Below are 20413 nucleotides of genomic sequence, written 5' to 3' on the forward strand. Positions count from 1 at the left end.
AATTATCCCACTTTTTCCTCAATTTGCGCTAATAATAAAGGCAGCATTGCTTCGATCTCTTTGTACAAGTTTTTAATGTCCATTAGTGGAGCATTTTCCATTGCCAATTCGCTCATTTGTTCCCCTAGTTGATACCAATCTATTAATTGCAAGAGTTCAAAATTGGGTTTCATTTTATGAATGTGCTTAGGAATTACTTCCGTATTGTTGTTTTGAAAAGCCAATTGCATATTATTGGCAAATTTCAACAATTCTTCTCTAAAAATAAGTAATAACTCCTTGGCTAATTCTTGATCTCCATCGGTTACCTCCAACAAGTTGCCAAGCATTAAATTAGATGTCTTAGTAATTGTTGGAGTTGCTGTTGAGGGTTCTTCTGCTTTTTCTATTTTTTTAATTTCACGTTGGGTATATTTGATAATCATAGTTTGTAGTTCCTCAATTTTGAACGGCTTGGCAATATAATCGTTCATGCCAATAGCGAGGCATTTTTCTTTTTCTTTGCTCAAGGCATGCGCCGACATTGCTATAATAGGCGTTACCGTATTTGTTTTTCTAATCTCTAAGGTGGCAGCAATACCATCCATTTTGGGCATTTGAATATCCATTAAAATTAGATCATAATTTTGATGCATTAATTTTTGGATGGCTTCCTCCCCATTACTAACTACATCACAATCACAATTCAACATATTGAGGTAAATCAACGCCAACTCCTGATTCACTAAATTATCCTCAACAATCAATATTTTAAGGGCAGTAGTTGAAGTAGATTGAAGCTCAAACTTGTGTTTTTCTTCATCCTCTTTGATTTTATCCAATGCACGGTTCTGTTTTAGAGGCAATGTGAAATAGAAAGTAGAGCCTTTACCCAACTCACTTTCTACCCCAATACGTCCTCCCATCAACTCAACCAATTTTTTGCAAATACTCAGCCCCAAGCCTGTTCCGCCATATTCTCGTGTCGTATAACTCTCTGCTTGGGTAAAGCTTTCAAAAATAGCATCCAATTTATTCTGAGGAATTCCAATCCCAGTATCTTTTACTTCAAACAACAAATAAGATCCCCTTTTGAATATGTTAAGATGGATAAAGCCTTTTTTAGTAAACTTAACCGCATTACCAATCAGATTAATTAAAATTTGTGCCAAACGATCGGGCGCTCCTATAATTTCGGTAGGAACTCGCTCATCTATATCAATAATTAATTCTAGTTTTTTATTCTGAATAGTAACTTTTAGGATGTTCAAACTATCTTCGATTCGCTTCTTTAAATCAAACTTAATTTCATCCAGTTCAAATTTCCCCGATTCAATTTTAGACACATCTAAAATATCATTAACAACCACTAACAAATTCTCTGCAGAACTATAAATAGACTGTGCGTAATTTCGTTGGGTAGGATTCATTGTCGTTTGCAGCAACAACCTAGAAAAGCCCAAAACTCCACTCATAGGAGTTCGAATTTCATGGCTCATATTGGCTAAGAAATCCTCCTTTATTTTAGAAGTTTTAACGGCTTCTTCCTTGGCTTCTCTCAACTCCTCTTCTAATTTTTTTCGATCTGTTATATCTGCCTGAATGACAATATACTGAAACGGTTCATCATCTTGGTCCAAAAAGGGAACGCTAGAAGTATAGGTCCAATAATAAGAGCCATCCTTGGCTCGCTCTTTAATTTCTCCCTGCCAAATTTTCCCTGATTGTATGGTTTCTCTCAGATCAATCCAAAACGACTCAGAATGATGAAAAGAGTCTAATATTTCATGATGTTGCCCTATTACTTCCTCTCTGTGATAACCTGATATTTCACAAAACTTATCGTTAACAGAAAGAATTTTTTCATCCCTACTAACAATCATAACAATAGCTGTTTGATTGAGCGTATAAGTCAAATCCTCAATTCTTTTTGTTGCTATTTTTTCTTCGGTTATATCTCTAGCAATCGAATAGATCAATTGCCGCTCTTTATCCAACACAATTCTCCAAGACATCCAACGATATTCATTGTTCTTGGTACGACACCTATTTTCAATGTTCATAATATCGTCCCCCTCCATCAATCGAGTAAACTGATTTCTGGTACCTTTCAAATCTTCAGGGTGGATTAGATCCAATAAGGGCTTAGAAAAAAGCTCTTCTTCTGTATAGCCTAAAGCTTTTGAGAAAGCAGGGTTAATACGTTTGATATAACCATCGGGGGTAACAACCGAAATCATATCCATTGACAAATTAAAAAAGCGATCTAATTCTGCCCCTCTTTCTTCTATCTCTGCAATATGTATTTTTTGTTGTTGGTACAGTTTTGCAAATTCAGCTTCGTTATTCCGTTCTAATTCTTCCTCCAAATATTTTTTTTCTGTAATATTCCTTTGAATTACAACAAACTGAGCAGGTTCTCCCTGTTCATCCATAAAAGGAATAATCGCAGCATCTACCCAATAATAAGTATTATCCTTTGCCTTGTTTTTTAACTCTCCCTTCCAAACTTCTCCTCGCTCCAAGGTAGCCCATATTTTTTTTAGAAACCACTTAGAATGATAGTTAGAGTCCGTCATACGAAAGTAGTTTCCCACCAATTCTGCCTCTTTATATTGTGATACCTTACAAAAATTAACATTAGCAGTAATAATCTGGGCATCCTTATTAATGGTCAGCACCATAGCAGAGTGATCTAGCGCATATTTTAGATCCTGAATCTCTTTAATTGATTTTTTAAGGTTTTCCTCTCCCTTTTTTTGTTCTGTAATATCCTGAATGGTACCAATCGAACGCCAAGGGTCTCCATATTCGTCAAACTCTGCATAACAGCGTTCACTAACATATTTTATTTTACCATTGCGCAATAGAAGACGATAAGTAATGTGATAAGGTTTTTGAGTACGCACCAATTGCAAATAAGACTGATGCGCCCTTTCTCGGTCTTCAGGGTGCAAATTATCCAAAAAGCTTTTTTCACTAGGGCGTACATCATCGGGAGACAGCTCAAAAATATCATACAGTTGTTCAGACCAGACCTCCTCCCCTGTCAACAAGTTCAGCTCCCAATAACCAACATTAGCAATTCGTTGCGCTTCATTCAAACGCTTCTCACTCAGTTCTATCAATTCTTTGGCTTTGGCAAGTTCTTCCCGTTCTTCTAATACATTCGCAATTCTTTTTTGTTCTGTTATATCACTCTCTATAACAATGTATTTCAGCAAACCATCACTATCCACAAAAGGAGTGATAGAGGTCGAACGCCAATAGAGTTGTTTATTTTTTTTGTAGCCTGGTATTTCGTACAGAGAAGATTTGTTCTGATGGGCATTAATTTTTAGTTTTTCCTCAAAAGCTGCATCAACGCCTGTTGCCTTCAGCAATGTACTCAACTGACAACCAATAGATTCTTCAAAACTATATCCTGTCATTTTTTCAAATCCTTCATTTACCCACTCTATTGCGGTATTTTCATCCAAGATAATGACTGCATTATCCGTTTTTTGAGCTACTAACGATAATTTTTTGAGTTCGGCATCTCTTTTCTTTCGTTCTGTAATATCTGTGATTACAGTCAATTCATGTTGATTGTCCAATTTGCAAATACGCATAAAGACAGGAAAAGTAGTTCCATCCTTTTTGCGATGCATCCCTTCTATTTCCAAAACTTCCCCTATAGGCAATTGATCGTAACTAATTCCATTAAACAAATCCTCAATAGGTGTCATTTCAACATCTAGTAAATTCAGCTCCAAAAACTCTGTTTTTGTATAGCCATAAAACTCACAAGCTCGCTGATTCACATCCACCAATTTTAAGTCGCTAATTCTACTTTTTAGCATAAAATCAGGTGACAACTCAAAAAGTGTTTCTAGTTGATCCTTGGAAGTTTGCAAGGCCTTTTCGGCTTCTTTTTCTTCTGTTATATCCCTTACTACTGCCTGAACGACCCGTTCGTTGCCATAAAAAATAGCAGAAAGAGAAACTTCAGCATGAAACAACCGCCCTGTACATCGCTTGTGCAGCCAATAAAAACGACAAGAACCATGTTTGAGCGCATATTCTATTCGCTCATTGGCCGCCTCAAAAGAAGAAGTTCCATCAGGCTGAAACTCTGGAGACAAAGCAGAAACATGCATGGTTTTAAAAATAGCTTTGTCCTCTATTTCGAACATCTCTAAGGTCTTGGGATTGCAATCAAAAAAAGCCCCTTCAGTATACAACAATACCGCATCATTAGAGCCATTAAATATAGCTTGGAATTTTTTATTGGTTTCTCTTAATAATCGTTCAGATTCCTTCTTTTTGGTAACATCTTCTGCCACCCCAACTAAAAAACAAGGTTCACCAGCCGCATTTCGAACAACAGCTTTTTGAGTATGTAAGGTTCTTTTTTTATCTCCATATTGGAGCATTTCTTCAGGAATCGTGACGACTCCATCCTGTTGACTCACTTTAAGATCTGTTTTTCGAAATCGATCTGCCTCTTCTCTGGAAAAAATATCGTAATCCGTTTTTCCAATACAATCACTAGCAGGAATTCCTAAGGTTTCTTCTGCTTGTTTGTTGCAAAGCAAAAATTTATAGTCTTCCTTTATATTTTTTACAAAAACAGCAATGGGTAAGGTATCTAAGATCGAAGACAAAATGCCTTCCTGATTGGCCAATTGTTCTGCAACGACCTTGCGTTCGGTTATATTTTGAAATATCCCTAATAAACGCCGACACTCCTTCCCCTGCATTTCGCTTTTACAAATTACCCTTCCCCAAATTTCTTTTCCTTCTTGGCTTATAAATGGCATCTCTAACTCATATCCTTCTCCCGTTTCTATAGCCCTATTAACAAAACCAATGATTTTTTCTCGGCTCTCTCCTGTTTTATAAAAATCTAGGGCTTCTTCAATACTTAGTATAAAACTTTGTTGATTGTTCTCTATAATGGGATTCCAATTTATTTTTTTGGTGCTGACATCTAGTTCCCAAATACCAATTTGAGCAATTTCAACCGCCTCTTTAAGCAGTTCTTTTTTTTGAGCCAACGCCTCATTTTTTAACTGGAGCTCTATTAGTTGAATTTGGGCTTCTTTCAGTAAGTGTTGTAAAATAGCAGGATCGTTGGGCATTTCTTCCAATTCAGACTTCAATTTCCATTGTTGTTCTGCTGCTTGTCTAAAATTATTGGTATTTATATTTGAGGTATGCTCATCCATTGCTCTATGCTAATTATAATTCTTCATTCTTTAATTGCCACCCAATAGCAGCCTAGCTAACCCCCTGATAAAACGATGTTCTTTAGAACCGATACGATTAGCAAAAAAACTTACTTAAGTCCCATTAAGTTTGGAGACAACTTAGTACACTAAAATTAACGCTTTTTCTGCTATAATTTATAATCTTTAGTTTTAACCAAATGATGTTTTTTATATTTTTTTGTCAAAAAGCGGTATATTGGATATTATTTTAACAGCAGTTTTTATAACAATTGGTCTAGATAGTTAATCTTCTGTATTATCAAAATAACGCTTTAATGGAATATAGTCGTAGCCTTCGAATTTTTGTAGTTGAGGATGATCCCATGCAACAACGTATTATTAAGTATGTTATGGAATCTAATCCCGAGCATGAAGTTCATACTTTTGCAACAGGTCAGGAGTGTCTAGACCACCTCTATTTACAGCCTCAATTAATCTCTTTAGATTATAACCTACCTGATCTAGGTGGAGCTGAAGTCCTTGAGAAAATAAAACAATTTAATCCCGAAATTAGAGTAATCGTTCTTTCTGGGCAAAAAAATATTAGCACAGCAATCGACCTACTCAAACAGGGCGCTAATGATTATATAACCAAAGACACAGGCATGAAGGAGCGTTTGAGAAGCTCCGTCGAATTACTAAAACAAAATATCCAACTAAAAAAGGAAGTTGGGGTCTTACGAGAACAACTTGCTAAACAATTTAACTCTAGTGATATAATAGGGCAAAGCCCCTCTATGAAAGCAGTATGCAAACTGACAGAAAAAGCTGCAAAGAGTAATATCATTGTTTCTATTACAGGCGAAACTGGCACGGGTAAAGAGGTCATTGCCAAAAGTATTCATTATAATTCATCCCGAAGAAAAAAACGCTTTGTTGCGGTCAACATGGCTGCCATTCCTAAGGAATTAATTGAAAGTGAACTATTCGGACACGAAAAAGGTGCTTTTACTGGCGCTATAACAACTAAAGCTGGTAAATTTGAATTAGCCAATGGAGGAACATTGTTTTTAGACGAAATTGGAGATCTAGACCTTCCCTTGCAAGCAAAATTACTGCGTGCCTTACAAGAACAAGAAATTACTCGCATTGGTGGAAATGAAACCATAAAATTTGATGCTAGAATAATTACCGCAACCCATAAGAACTTATTTGATGAAGTGCATAATGGCAAGTTTAGAGAAGATTTATACTACCGTTTATTGGGCCTCTCTATAGAATTGCCTCCTTTAAGAAAAAGAGGAAATGATGTGCTTGTGCTCGCAAAACATTTTCTACGCAGTTATGCCAAATCTAATAATGTCGCCACTAAAACGTTATCTCAAGAAGCCAAAGACTTGTTGCTTAATCACCAATTCCCTGGGAATGTTAGAGAACTAAAGTCAATCATAGAACTCGCTATGGTCTTATCTGATGAGAAACAAATAAAAAAAGAACATTTGCAACTTCGCAATAGAGCCAAAAATTTTAGCTTGTTAGATGGAGAAATGACAATAAGGGATTATACCAAAAAAATAATTCATTATTACCTCGAAAAATATAATAATGACGTTACGCTCATTTCAAAAAAATTAGAAATTGGTCGCTCTACTATTTATAAGCTATTAAAAGAAGATTCTACAATTGGTTAGCCTTTCATAACTAAACAAAACAAATCCAAATAAAGGGACAATCCGTTTTATTTTTGGATCGATAAGAAACTCGCTCTCATCGCTAATACAACGCTTTGTCTCTCCGTTTAATACAGCCTATTCCAGCAACCAAAGTTCCATCATAAAAAACTAAAAAATAAATTTAGCAGTTTGGAGATAAAACGAGATAGATTCTTTACAAAGAAAAAAAATTTAAGGTGCGGTATTGTCTTTTAAGTAAAAAAATGCCTTTTAAGTGCCGAATCGCTAAATTCACTTGACTTTTTAGGATAAAATCCTCCATTCTATAATTTCTATCGTTCATTTTCCTTCTATTGTCTATGAAATAAACACCACTGTCTACCTCATAGATCAAATTCACCTACCCAATATACATAAAACACTAACAATCAATAAAATAAAGTTTGGCTCAGTTTTGTATATGCATAAGACAACTATTAATCTTCAAATAGAGTTTTAATAGTTAGTTTAATGGAACTTTTAGACTAAGTGCAACTGGTAGATTGACGTTTTACCAAATAGAATGGGGATTCTTTTTGAGGTGCTAAATCGTAGGACAGTTTAGTATTATGGTAAAATAATTCATATATCAGTTGCATTATTCTATAAAATTAGTTGCATAATATCGCCCCTCTCTAAATATAAAAAACAAAGTATATAACTATTTTTTTTTCTTTTTTTTAAGGTAATCCTACCTCCCTAAAAGTAATATTTTGTTAACTTTGAGTCGTTAATTCCTTAACACTAAAAACTTTATCACTGACCCAATTTTCAATGATAATAATAGCATTATAGCTAATCGATAATAATATCCTTATTTTAATGGGCGATGGTTTCCCCCGAATCATTTGCCCTTTTTGTAAACAATGAGTCTTCATTTATTAACTTTTTTTTCTATTTCCTATAATTGGGCTATGAATTATAAGTAATATGCAAGAAATTACCTCTCAAAAAATTATCATTAATAACTCCACTGCGGATATTCAATCTGCAATTTTGTCGCTTGAAAACTTTGCTCATGTTCATGGAATTCCTATCACAACGATAGATCGTGTTAATGCCGCAATTAGCGAATTATTAGCCAACATAGTTCAACACAGCTTTCCAAAAAACAAACAAGGAGAAATTGGTATTACACTACAACTATTTGACACAGGGAAACTTGCTATCAAACTAATTAACAAGGGGATCCCCTTCAATCCATTTTATACCTCTCCCCCTAAGTACAACAATGCTTCTAAATATAAAAATATGGATAGCTTAGGATTGCATTTAGTACGTAAATGCATGGATGAGTACAATTATAAAAGAATTGTAGATTATAATATCACTTGGATGAGCAAAGAGCAAATCTAATCCGCTCAAAGTTTAACAGTATATGGTGTAATATATCCCTTTAATTTAGTGGTTCAGCAGGATGTACTAAAAGGGAGCATAGTTACTCAATAACTACTTCCTTTTTCCATACTTCTACTCTCAAATCATCAATATAAATAGGAAAAGGCTGTTTGTTCCAAGGGTAAATTTTTAAACGATCAGTAGGTTTTGCATTTTCGGGAATAGCTTGCCACATTTCTAAATTGATCCATTTTCCATAAGTTTGTTTCCCATCTTTGTACAATCTAGCATCAATTGGTAAGCCTCTCCAAAATCGTTGTTCATTTCCATGCCCTAGCGATACAACCATGCTAGCAGAACCAGCATATTTTCTTACTTTATGTTTCTTTAGTGCATAAAAAGAGACCTTGATATAGTCTCCAGCCTGCGCCCCTACTTCAGCAAGTGTTCCATCATAACCCCTTCCGTATTGGTGTTTTCCTGCTTGGCTAGAAAGCACACAGGAAAAAAGACCACGAGCAGCCGTTTCTTTGGTTGTTTGAGGAGCTAAATCACTAGTTTCATAATTTTGTTCGAGTACACGATGACTCAAAATTAGCCCCTCCTCAGGAGCTAAAGGCTCTGTGGTCCATGTTTCTACTATAAAATCATCCAGATAAAGATCTCCCCCCATAGGGTTCCAATGATAAATTTTTAGGCGGTCTCCTTTTTCAATATTGTCTGGTGCCTCATACCACAAGGATAGATTTTCCCATTTGTCCACCAATTGTTTATTTTGCGACTCTAATAAATCATTAATAGAGAAAGTAGTATAGTGCAATGTTGAATCACCTCTATGAAAACTAACAACCACAAATCCCTTTATATTCGCAGGTTTTCTTATCGCTTTAGCAGGTTTGAAACAATCAAAAGAAATATGATACCATTCTCCCTTTCTAACCTTATTCACAAAAGCATTAACACCAGGTCCGAAAGCTTTTTGATTCGTAAGTCTAAAATGCATCCCAGAAGTGCCTTTTGTTTGGTACTCCTTACTATAATTTGCGGCATTAGCATTCCTAGGAACAGCATTATAATCATTTTCATACATCAAATAATCAAAACGCACACCTTCAGGAGCAACAACTTCTTTCGGAAAAGTTACATTTTTATCTATTGCAGAATAATCAGAGCCACAGCTTTGAACAATAAGTAATGCAGCAACTATAAAAAAATATAAGCTTATCTGTTTCATTTTCATTCCATTAATTATTCCCATCAACTTGATAAAATTGATAAAGGTTAGGTAGGTATTTAGTGTACTAATTTTGGTTCTTTGACAAATTGTGTGAAATCGTAAACTACCTTGCCTGCTTATTACTACTTTTGTTATAAGTCCTAAGTCGTATGTCCTGTATTTACAGGAACTAAGCATACGACTTAGGACTTATAACTTTCTACTAAACCACATAAACGTAGTGCACGAGCAGTTTGATATGGTGTACCAACAGGGATGCCTAGCAGCGAAGCTAAAAAGTAGTTAAAAGCTTACCTTTTTTAGTGTTTACCTCACGATTTGTCAAAGAACCCTAATTTTTAAACATTTCATCCTCTACAAAGGTAATTATTATATTTAAATAGTGCCTAGTTCCCTCCTATCTAAATTAGCCTCTTATTATAAGAGTGCCCCTTTAATCTTTTATGGTACAAGTTGGCATCTATTTTGAACAATCCCTAACAGACAATTTGTCCCCTTCTCCTTGCCCAATGCCTATATTTAGATCGCCTAATCCTTCTAATTATGCTACATAAGATTTTAAATAGAATTTCATTTGGTCCAACCCCAGCAAGCCTTGCCAAACTAAATGCAATAGGACTAGAAGCCTATCTAGAAGAACAACTAGCTCCTAGCGAAGAAGAAGCACCAATATTGATCAAAAAAAAGGCTGCTTTCCGATTCAACAACAAAGATATTGGAGCCAAAGATCAAGGGTTTAACTACATCCATGCTTCTATTGAACAACTCTGGGAAATCGCCAAGGATGAAAAAACCTTAGCAAAAAAGGGACGCATCCCTGCTGCCGAAGTATTGATCGACACCTGTTTTAATGCCATTTATAGCCAATGGCAACTTCGAGAAATTTTAGTTCACTTTTGGCACAATCACTTTAATGTTAGTATTAACGCAGATGAGCGTATTGCAGTTACGCTCCCGCTCTATGACCGTGATGTCATTCGAAAAAACTGCTTAGGCAACTTTCGTGACTTTCTAGAAGCGGTTGCCAAAAGCCAAGCCATGCTATTTTATCTAAATAATGCTTCTAGCCGAGCCAGTCCTGCCAATGAAAATTTTGCCAGAGAATTATTTGAATTGCATACGCTTGGCGAGGAGAACTATTGGAATCATTTGTACAACAAATGGCGAGAAGTACCTGGTGCAACAGCAGGAAAGGCAGAAGGGTATATTGATGAAGATATTTATGAAGCGGCACGGGCTTTCACGGGGTGGACTGTTGCCGATGGAGCCTGGACAGAAGGAGGAGAAAAGCCCAATACAGGGGCATTTTTGTACCTTGAAGCTTGGCATGACAATTATCAAAAAAGAATTTTAGGGGTTGAATTCCAATCCAATCAAGCCCCTTTAGCCGATGGACAAAAGGTGTTGGATTTGTTAGCGTATCACAGGGGAACAGCTCAGTTCATCTGTACCAAACTATGTATCAAATTCATAGCTGACCATCCTCCCCAATCTATTGTTGACAAAGCCGTAAAAACATGGATGCAGCATCAACAATCGCCAGAACAAATCAAACAAGTGGTTCGAACCATCTTGCTCTCCGAAGAATTTAAGAATTCTTTGGGCTCAAAAGTTAAAAATCCTTTTGAGCTACTGATTTCAATGATTAGAGCCTTAGAATTAGATTTTTCTCCCAACCTTAATCTACAGTGGATGCTTCAACAAATGGGCTATCATTTATTTACTTGGTCAACGCCTACTGGGCATCCCGACAAGGCTACTTATTGGCTCAATAGTAGTATGCTGCTCAAACGCTGGAACCTTATGCCCACTATTTTGTTTGACGATTGGCATAAAATGGTTCGGTTTGATGCTGATGCCCTCCCCCCTTCAACAGTCAAAAGCAGTAAAGAAATCGTACAGTTTTGGCTACAAAAAATATTAGGCACTCAACACGGGTTTTCTCCTGCTCATCAACAAAAACTCATTGATATTTTATTGGTTGAGAACAAAACAGAGGACGATCCTCCACTCACCTATGGCAAAGAAGATCGAGCTTATCGTTTTGCGCATGTTATTTCACTCATTCTTATGGCTCCTCAATTTCAATATCGATAAATTATGCATTTAAATAGAAGAAACTTTCTAAAGGGCTTGGGAAGTACAATAGCCTTGTCTGCCCTCCCCAATATTCAAAATTTTGCCTACCAACCACTTCTTTCCAATAATCCCAATGAAGAGATTCTTGTCTTTGTTTTTCTGAGAGGCGGCTGCGATGCCCTCAATTTTATTGCTCCAATGGGCAATCGCCATTATGCAGATGCAAGAATTAAAGAACTCAGGGTTCCAGAAAATGCTAATTTTACGCTCAAAAATGGATTGGATGGTCTAGACTTCAACATTCACCCTAAAGCCGCTGCTCTAAAAGAACTTTATGATAGCCAAGATTTGGCGGTTGTTCATGCAACAGGGCTGACCAATGGTACACGCAGCCATTTTGAAGCCATGAATCTAATAGAGCAAGGATTAACGAAGAACCAAGGCAATGCCGTAGGCTGGATGACGCGTTATTTTGAAACCATATCTCATAAAGGAGAACTACCTGCTGTGGCAATTGGTGGCAATGGCTTACCAACTTCCTTTTTGGGTTGTCAACAGGCTGCCTCGATTGATGATCTTGCCGATTTTAACGTTATTGGAGAGCCTATTATGCAAGAAGTTTTGAGGGAATTTTACAATGGAAATACGTTCTTAGACCAAACAGGACAACAAACATTGGCTACCCTACAACACATTCAGAAAAAACTCAAAAAAAATAGCAAGGGCGAAGCGTTGGATTATCATCCAGCACATGACGTGGATTATCCCACAGAATGGTACATCAAGAGTTTTAGCCAGTCGCTTAAAAATTTAGCTCGATTAATAAAAATGGATGTGGGTACTCATCTAGCCATGGTAGAATATGATGGTTGGGACCATCACGAAAATCAAGCGTTTCGATTTCCTCAACACCTAGCAGGTTTTTCCAATGCTTTGGCTGCTTTTTATAACGATTTGAGCAACTATCATCAGCGCATGACCATTGTAGTTATGAGTGAATTTGGTAGACGCCTAAAGTCCAACCGTAGTGGTGGCACAGATCATGGACATGGTGGATTGGCGCTTGTTTTGGGTGGAAATGTCAAAGGAGGAAAGATGTATGGTCAATGGCCAGGCTTGGCAACCCATGAATTAGATAAGAATGTAGATCTAGCAGTAAGCACTGATTATAGAACAATTTTAGGTGAAGTATTAAGCAAACGCCTGCAATCTAAAAAATTAGATTTCATCTTTCCTAATTTTGACCATCATCAAGCACTTGGTTTTTTATAAATTATTTTGGAGCCCGTTTATTTCTAAATTTATACAATGCTTTCCAAAAATAAATATTAGCCTTGACCAATACATAAAAACCAAAAGCAAAAGGGCGCAATAGGTTAAAAAAAATGCTCTTTCTTAAAGAAATTTCAGGAACAGAATAATTAAATAAACCATAATATAAATGCGTCTGGTATTCTAAGGTAACTTGATCGTCTTGTTCAAATTTTTCAAAAAGTTGTTGCAACTCAACTAATGTATTTGCTTTGGGAACTTGGTTGTTTTTTTCTAAACTTGTCAGATAATATTGTTCTAACATTGTCCAATTTAAACGCTGTTGGTTTCCAAAAATTTTTAAGGCAAATCCATGCTTATAAAAAGCATTCAATGCTTCTTCCTTAGGAATTTTTGAAATTCCCCCCTCATTGGTGTAATGCATTTTTAGAAATTGGAGGTAAGCTTCTGTAAAAGATCCTTCTTTTTCATACAATTGATTTTGCAAAATCAAAACATAACTATTCAGCCTTAGAATTCGTTCAAATTCTACCCCCATACGAAGGCTGTCAAAACGACTAAAGGTTTCATCGATACACAAACAATCAATAGAGTCTTCCTCTATGTTCGTTAATTCAGGAATTGCATTAAGACTTAAAAAATTAGATACATTTTTCAGTTTATGATTCAAATAGTTATGGTATTCTGGATCTGAAGAGAGCGAACAAACTAAATGCACATGCTTTTGAAGTAATTTACTCAACTGTCCATTATGCGTATGAACATCCATAACAACATACTTCTTGCCCAATTGTAATTCTGCCTTTAAAAACTCCAAGACAGCAAGCGGGTACTGTGGTGATAGTTCAAAAACGTTATCATAATAAATTTCAGCATTCATAAAATGTTTCCTTAATCATTAGTATTTGGGATATAAATTGGCAGCTTTTGACGACCTAACTTACGCCAAGCTTTACTTATTATGCTTAAATCCATATTACTTGAGTAATCCTTGGCATAAAACAAATTAACTCGATGCAGTGTTTGTGGCTCTGTTGGCATTACCTCTAAGGTATCTAGAGGGGTCAAAACTGCTGTCAATAAGCTTGGCAAATTTTTGTTCTGAGGACTGGGAGAATAACCTACCCAAGTTTTTCTGCGAAACAGAACAGCAACTATATTTTTTAAAAAACCAATTTTTCCTTGGACAAATACAAGTAGAATTGGCGAAAGCAGCAAGAAAATCAAGCTATAGACAATATCCAATACTTGCTTATTTCGTTGCTGAATAGAGTTCGCTATATTAAAACTAATATCAACAGCATATAAATCGCCTGCGCTATTTTTGGAATTAGAACCAATAATATAAACACTATCTTCAGGAACAATTTTATAGGTCATTCCCGTTCCTAATTTGGTCATCCAATAAATAATTTGTTCAAAACTAATGTCCTTACCACAAAAGATAAGTTCATTTACCTTATAAACGTGTACAAGTTCTTCAAGGTTTTGAACTTGCCCCAATAATTCATCTAGATTAACTTCTTCATAAGGAGTAACCGTTCCAATAAAATTAATATTTACATGCGCTTGATACAACAAATTTAGTACACGTTGGCTCTCTTCGGGCTCTCCTACAATAATAACATTTCGTTGAATGGATTCGCTCCAGAACAGGGTATTATTTTGAAGTAAAGAAACAATACTTCGATTAAAATAGGCAGCTATTATGGTCCACAATGCCCCTAATAAAATCAACATTCTAGAAGAACGTAACTCCTGTGGAAAAAAGGCATAAATAGAAGTAATGCACACCGTTCCGAGCAATACCCCTGTCAAAACATGCCCCACTCTTGCATGCTTGTCATAGCCCCCTCTTAGATATACAGCAAAAAGCCACATAATAACATAAAAAGGGAAATTAAAATAAATTAGCGTTGGATTGCTATCGTAATAATGGGCATCTTGAAAACGAATTTGTGCCCAAATATTCTTAATCGCCAACATCCCCCCATATACCACCAAAGTATCCAAAACAAATAAAAAACCCTTTTTGGTAAAATTAGAAAGTAGGGTTAGAAAAGCTCTAAAATAGATGGCAAACTGAAGCATGATAACAAATAAGCCTGCCTTAGATCCTTGAAAATGCTTTTGGGTAAAAATAATCATGGCCTCATAAAAGGCCTTCACATAGTTTAGGCTTCCTTTTTTTGTGCTTTCTCCCTTATAATGGATGATGGTTGTATCAGCATAATAGTAGTTTTTATAGCCTGCTTTTATCACTCTGTAAGACAAATCAATGTCTTCTCCATACATAAAAAAAGCTTCGTCCCAATAGCCAATCTGATCCAGTATAGCTCTTGGCATTAGCATAAAAGCCCCTGACAAAACATCAACTTCATGCGTCTGCTCTTTGTCTAAATAGCCTAAATGATAATGATTAAAACGTTTAGACTTGGGGAATAACTTGGACAAGCCAAAAATTTTGTAGAAAGCAACAGCAGGGGAAGGAAACCCCCGTTTAGATTCAGGCAGAAAAACACCTGTTCCATCAATCATCTTAACCCCTAAACCACCTGCTTGGGGCTGCCTTTCCATAAAATCAATTGTTTTCTCGAAGGTATCTTCTCGAACAACAGTATCTGGATTTAGGAACAGGATATATTTTCCTTTTGCAATAGCAATTCCCTGATTATTAGCCGTTGCAAAGCCTGTATTTTGGGTATTGGCAATCAATTTAACCTCTGGAAACTTTGCCCTTACCAAATCCACAGAGTTATCTTTCGAATTATTGTCAACAACAATAACCTCTGTGCTTACCCGTTCAGCTGCTTTTCGGACAGACAATAGTGTTTGTTCCAAAAAATAAGGTACTTTATAGCTTACTATAATAACAGATAGCTTCATGCCAAATTGAGTCGTCGATAATTATTTGTGGAGCGCTTTGAGATTGTTTCTATGAAGCTCCAAAGATACCAAAGAAATTGAGGATTATTGCATTTGTCCTACAAATTTGCGGAATAGATAGATCGCTCTCATTCGTCTCTTTCTACTACATTTAATTTAATTAGTCGTTGAATATTTTTCTAGCACCTGTAAATATTGGTTTTCTTTGGCGGTCATAAGCGTTTTATCTGCTGGAGATTTGTCTTTGTACCCCATTAGATGCAATAAGCCATGCACCATAACACGATACAACTCATGAGCAGCACTCACTCCAAAAGTCGTTGCATTCTCGTTGGTTCGCTCTACACTAATAAAAACATCCCCCTCAACAACTTCCTCGCTGTATTGAAAGGTAATAACATCCGTATAAGTATCATGATCAAGATGCTCCACATTCATCTTATGCAAATAAGCATCACTGCAAAAAATATAGGTCAGCCCTCCCAAGGTCCAATTTTCATTTTTGATCACCCCTTTCAACCAGTTTTTGATTTTTTCTACTTCTGCCAATTCAAAATCAATATCTTCCGAATAAAATGTTAATTGCATTTTTACTATTTCACGTTGATTAATTCAAAAACAATCCCGACTCAGTCCTATGCTCAGTCGGGATCAAAATACATTTATATAAGGTGTAAATATACACTTTCTATTTTATTGCAAAGAAAATTCTAGTGTGACTAAACGCCCATCGTCACCAAAGGTAACAGCGTCAGAAAGCTGTCTCATCAAGAAAACACCTCTACCACCAGGAGTTAGGATGTTTTCTGGAGCCGTAGGATCAGGTAAACCATCGGGATCAAAGCCAGATCCTTCATCTTGGACGGTAAAGCAAATTTTTTGTTGCGAACAGTTGGTAGAAACAAATACTTTCTTTGCCGCTTTGGCACTATTCCCATGTATGATAGCATTACTTACTGCTTCTGTTAGCGTAATTAACATATTACCATATAACTCTTGATTGATCTCATATTTTTTAACCACCTGAGTAACATAAGGTTCTACCTCTGCTATGTTTTTAGGATGAGATTCAAGTGTTAAGTTAAGTGCAAGTTCTGTCATTAGAAAATGTTGGTTTTTAGTTTTTTAATAATTAATGCTTCTTAGAATTTGTCTATAAACACACCAGCACAAAAATAGGGGAACTATTTAAAACTGGGGTAAATAAGATGCTTTTAAAGCTCCCTAATTCTTTAAAAGCAACTTTCTAATAAGCATTTAATTTAATGCTCTAAAATACCTTTCTACGAGATTTTTGTAATAAGGTTTCAATGAAGGCGAAACAGTTTTGAACATTTCCACTTGACCCTGACGTTTTTTGAGATATTCTTCCAATGCAGGAGGCATTTTAGGAACATATTCATCTGGGCGTTCTGCCTTTCGTTTTTCATCCAATTCACGTTCACGTTCTGCATTTTCAGCCTGCAACAAACGAGTCAAAATATCCTTTTGGCGTTTTTGCATATCATTGGGCAAACGCTTATTGACCAAATCCGTTTCTACTTTGTCCATTGCATCAATCATATCTTGCAATTCTTTTCCACCACCTTTTCCTTTCTTTTGTCCTTTCTTTTTGGCATCCTGCAATGCTTTTCGAATAGCGGCTTGTTTAGCGGCCATTTGAGCAAACTGTTTTCCACCAGGCATTTTACCTTGTTTCATTTGTTCCTTCATTTGCTGCATTTGCTTATTCAATTGCTCTTGCAACTGACGCAAGCCCCCCATACCAGGTTTTTTGCCCCCTTTGCCCATTCCATTCCCCTGCCCTCCAGGTTTTCCGTTACCAGGCTTTTCACACATTTGATCTCCAGGCATTTGCTGTGCCATTTGCTGCTGCATTTGATCCATTGCTTCATTGAGCATTAAAGCCAAATCATTAACACCAGTCATCGTATATTGTTGTTGTACAACAGCAGTACGTTTTTGGCGTTCTTCTAAGGTTTTCACACTCTTCTTAAGCGTTTTTTTCACTTCTGTAACTTTTTCTGTAACAAAAGCCTCTATTTGGTAAACTCGTTTACTCAACGCTTGTAAGCTATCTTCAATATGACGGAAATCATCTTTGATTTTATCTTGTTGTTGCACCAATTTGACATAAGTAGGTGTATTGGTAACGGTTATATTAACTTCATCAATCAGATCCTCTTGGTCAAAAGACATATCTACCAAATTTTCTAGCAATTGACGCATACTCTTAATGTCTTCCTTCATTTGCTCCATTTGGTTCATCTGCATCATTTCTTTCATTTCTTTCGACATTTCCTTCATCTTCTGTGCAGCATTCTTTTGAGACTTAGAAGCCTTTTTATTGTTTTTTTTCTGCAACTGTTGGCTACTATTTTGAAGATTTTCTTTGGTATCTTTTTCTTGTTGATCCATTTCCTCATTCTCCATATCCATCGGACTCTCTAGTTCTTCGTTTTTCTCTTTGGCCTCCTTTACCTTCTCCATGACCTCGTCAAACTTCTTATTAATTTCCTCTTGCTTTTTTTCGATCTCCTCTTGTGTCATTTTCTTTTCCTCTTGCTTTCCATCTTTATTTTTATCGCCCTTCTCTTTATTTCCATCTTTATTTTCCTTGTCTCCTTTTTTATCTTCTTTATTGGCATTTTCCTCTGTTTGTTTACTCAATTCCTCCTGTTCTTTTGCCAAAGAATCCAATTCATTCACTGCATCTTCCATCGCTTTTTCTACTTCCATTTTCTTAAAGAGCTCCAGCATTCGATCCAGTTCTTTCTCCATTTCTTCCTCGCTCATTTTGATTTCATCCAACTGTTCCTTTAGCTTTTCTTGATCCATCTCATTGAGCATTTCCTCCATCTCATTAAACAAATCCTTCATTTCGTCATTCATGACCTCATCAAAAAGCTTTTGAAGCATTTCTTGTTTTTCAGCAATCTCTTTGCTTACCTCTTGATATTCCTCTTGTTTTTGGACATTTTCATCAAAGTTCTCTTTAGCATCTTGAATTTCTTCTTCGATGGCCTCTCTTTCTTTGATCAACTTCTCTAATTCCCGTCTATCCTGCCAATTCATATCCTTTTTTTGCAAGATTCTATTTTGGACCCGTTTTACATCATCGCCCAATTTTTTCATTTTCTTAATAGCATCCTCCAGCTCATTCTTAATCTCTGCATTATTGGTTGTTTCCTGCTCTTTTAATTCCTCAATAGAAGGCATTTCATAATACATGACGGCTGTTTTAACCGACTTACTTCCATTAACAGCATCATTATCAAAAGCTTCAAAATAATAACTAAGTTTGTCCCCTGGTTTTAAATCAAGCTCCTTAACATTAAGAATATAATCATAAGTGGTTTGCTTTCCTTTGGTAATTGACATTGCCAGCTGATCTTCCTTAATTGCTTGCTCAGCTCGTTCTATTTTGTAATTAAAATTCAACGCTTTTAAGCCATAATCATCTGATGCCTCACCAACAAAATACACCACCTTATCATTTAGACTGTCTCTATTGGATTTGACATCAATAGAAGGGTACATATCAGGAATAAGTGTCAAAGAATACGAAATAGAATCGCCTTTAGGCAATTCTTTATTGGCAATAAAAATTTTGTATTCGCCTTCTTTTAAAATGCGCTTCTTAACGGTAAAAGCAGATTCTCCAACTTGAGTAGTAGCGATGCGGTTTTTCTCACCAGGAAATTGAACATTTAAACTATTGGTATTAATAGATTTAAATAGCCACTCAATATTGGTTCCTACTGGAACAATCAAGTCTCCAATCCCTGTAATTGATTCGTTAGACCTTCCAGTATAAGAAGGATATTTTAGATCGATGTCAAAATCTGCAATTTGAGGTTTCTCCAAGACATCAATTCCATATTTTTTGGAAACAACACCATGGGCAGTAAGGTTGAACTCTGTATCCTTACGCAATTCAACAAAAGTATATCTAAAAGTATTAGGATCTACTTTTTCTAATTTGTATTTATAGTTATCAACCTCTATAAAAACCTCATTAAGCGAATACTCTCCTTCTATTTTTACTTCTAGATTATAATTCTCATACTGAACAACTTTGCGCTCCACATCTTCCACAATAAATCTAAACGCTGCTGCTTTCTCAAATTCTTTATTATTGTTGATAATACGGCTGGTGCTCTCTTCCAAAATATTAGACGTAAGCAACAACAATAGTAAGAGTAACAATGGAGGGATTGCATAACGGAGATAACGCTTATTTTCTTTTAGATCAATAGCCGCAGCAAAAGGAACAGGTTTGAGTGTTTTTATTTTTTGATTGATACTAGCTTCCACCAACACAGAATCCGTATAGCCCATTTGTTCCTTTAATTGCAAAACATTGAGCAATTTATCTTTTACTGCACCAAAATGTTGTCCTATGATTTTAGCAGCTTGCTCGTGCGAAATAACATCTCCTAACTTAAAATATTGCAACAATGGTCGAAAAACAAACCAGCCTAAAGTCAAAGCGCTAATTCCCAAAAAGGAATAAAAAAGCCCTTTTCGGAGTTCCATAGAAGATACCGTTGCATTAAAGTAATAATACTCTAAGAGCGCAAAACTAATAAAGGCAGCCAACAGCCCTCCTATACTATACAAGCTTCCACGAATAAGATTATTCATGTAGTATTTTCGGGTAAATTGGTCTATTTTCTCAATTAAGGATTGGTAATTATTATTTTGCATATTTTGTC

General features: G+C 36.0%; 12 protein-coding genes. 4 read left to right on the forward strand and 8 right to left on the reverse strand.

Annotation, left to right across the window (positions count from 1 at the left end):
* Positions 1 to 2: 2 nt before the first annotated feature.
* Positions 3 to 5189, reverse strand: a complete 5187-nt coding sequence (locus AsAng_RS20495) for a PAS domain S-box protein (protein WP_264788973.1) — start codon at positions 5187 to 5189, stop codon at positions 3 to 5.
* 317 nt (positions 5190 to 5506) lie between these two features.
* Between AsAng_RS20495 and AsAng_RS20500 the strand changes: the two genes are divergently transcribed.
* A complete protein-coding gene (locus tag AsAng_RS20500) occupies positions 5507 to 6862 on the forward strand; it encodes a sigma-54-dependent transcriptional regulator (RefSeq protein ID WP_264788974.1) in 1356 nt (451 codons plus the stop codon).
* 737 nt (positions 6863 to 7599) lie between these two features.
* Here the strand turns inward: AsAng_RS20500 and AsAng_RS20505 are convergent.
* Positions 7600 to 7761 (reverse strand): hypothetical protein, encoded by a 162-nt coding sequence (locus AsAng_RS20505; protein WP_264788975.1) that lies wholly within the window; start codon positions 7759 to 7761, stop codon positions 7600 to 7602.
* A gap of 52 nt (positions 7762 to 7813) precedes the next feature.
* Between AsAng_RS20505 and AsAng_RS20510 the strand changes: the two genes are divergently transcribed.
* Complete coding sequence (locus AsAng_RS20510; RefSeq protein ID WP_264788976.1) at positions 7814 to 8239, forward strand: ATP-binding protein; 426 nt, start codon at positions 7814 to 7816, stop codon at positions 8237 to 8239.
* Positions 8240 to 8321: 82 nt separating this feature from the next.
* Here AsAng_RS20510 and AsAng_RS20515 read toward each other — a convergent pair whose 3' ends face one another.
* On the reverse strand, positions 8322 to 9455 hold the full coding sequence (locus tag AsAng_RS20515; protein ID WP_264788977.1) for a hypothetical protein: 1134 nt from the start codon (positions 9453 to 9455) through the stop codon (positions 8322 to 8324).
* 546 nt (positions 9456 to 10001) lie between these two features.
* Between AsAng_RS20515 and AsAng_RS20520 the strand changes: the two genes are divergently transcribed.
* Both AsAng_RS20520 and AsAng_RS20525 read left to right on the forward strand, forming a co-directional pair.
* On the forward strand, positions 10002 to 11555 hold the full coding sequence (locus AsAng_RS20520) for a DUF1800 domain-containing protein (RefSeq protein ID WP_264788978.1): 1554 nt from the start codon (positions 10002 to 10004) through the stop codon (positions 11553 to 11555).
* A 3-nt stretch (positions 11556 to 11558) separates the two neighbouring features.
* Entirely contained in the window at positions 11559 to 12809 is a 1251-nt protein-coding gene (locus AsAng_RS20525; RefSeq protein WP_264788979.1) for a DUF1501 domain-containing protein, read from the forward strand.
* Position 12810: 1 nt separating this feature from the next.
* Here AsAng_RS20525 and AsAng_RS20530 read toward each other — a convergent pair whose 3' ends face one another.
* The 5 genes from AsAng_RS20530 to AsAng_RS20550 form a co-directional block, all read right to left on the reverse strand.
* Positions 12811 to 13689 (reverse strand): hypothetical protein, encoded by an 879-nt coding sequence (locus tag AsAng_RS20530; RefSeq protein WP_264788980.1) that lies wholly within the window; start codon positions 13687 to 13689, stop codon positions 12811 to 12813.
* An 11-nt stretch (positions 13690 to 13700) separates the two neighbouring features.
* On the reverse strand, positions 13701 to 15695 hold the full coding sequence (locus AsAng_RS20535; RefSeq protein WP_264788981.1) for a glycosyltransferase family 2 protein: 1995 nt from the start codon (positions 15693 to 15695) through the stop codon (positions 13701 to 13703).
* A gap of 156 nt (positions 15696 to 15851) precedes the next feature.
* Positions 15852 to 16283 (reverse strand): rRNA maturation RNase YbeY, encoded by a 432-nt coding sequence (ybeY, locus tag AsAng_RS20540; protein WP_264788982.1) that lies wholly within the window; start codon positions 16281 to 16283, stop codon positions 15852 to 15854.
* 105 nt (positions 16284 to 16388) lie between these two features.
* Positions 16389 to 16796 carry an ATP-binding protein gene (locus AsAng_RS20545; protein WP_264788983.1) on the reverse strand — a complete coding sequence of 136 codons (408 nt, stop codon included), beginning with the start codon at positions 16794 to 16796 and terminating at the stop codon, positions 16389 to 16391.
* 156 nt (positions 16797 to 16952) lie between these two features.
* Positions 16953 to 20405: a DUF4175 family protein gene (locus AsAng_RS20550; RefSeq protein ID WP_264788984.1), complete on the reverse strand. Its 3453-nt coding sequence runs from the start codon at positions 20403 to 20405 to the stop codon at positions 16953 to 16955.
* Positions 20406 to 20413 lie beyond the last annotated feature (8 nt).

Origin of the sequence: Aureispira anguillae (assembly GCF_026000115.1) — a bacterium.
In the GTDB taxonomy this organism is placed as follows: Bacteria; Bacteroidota; Bacteroidia; order Chitinophagales; family Saprospiraceae; genus Aureispira; species Aureispira anguillae.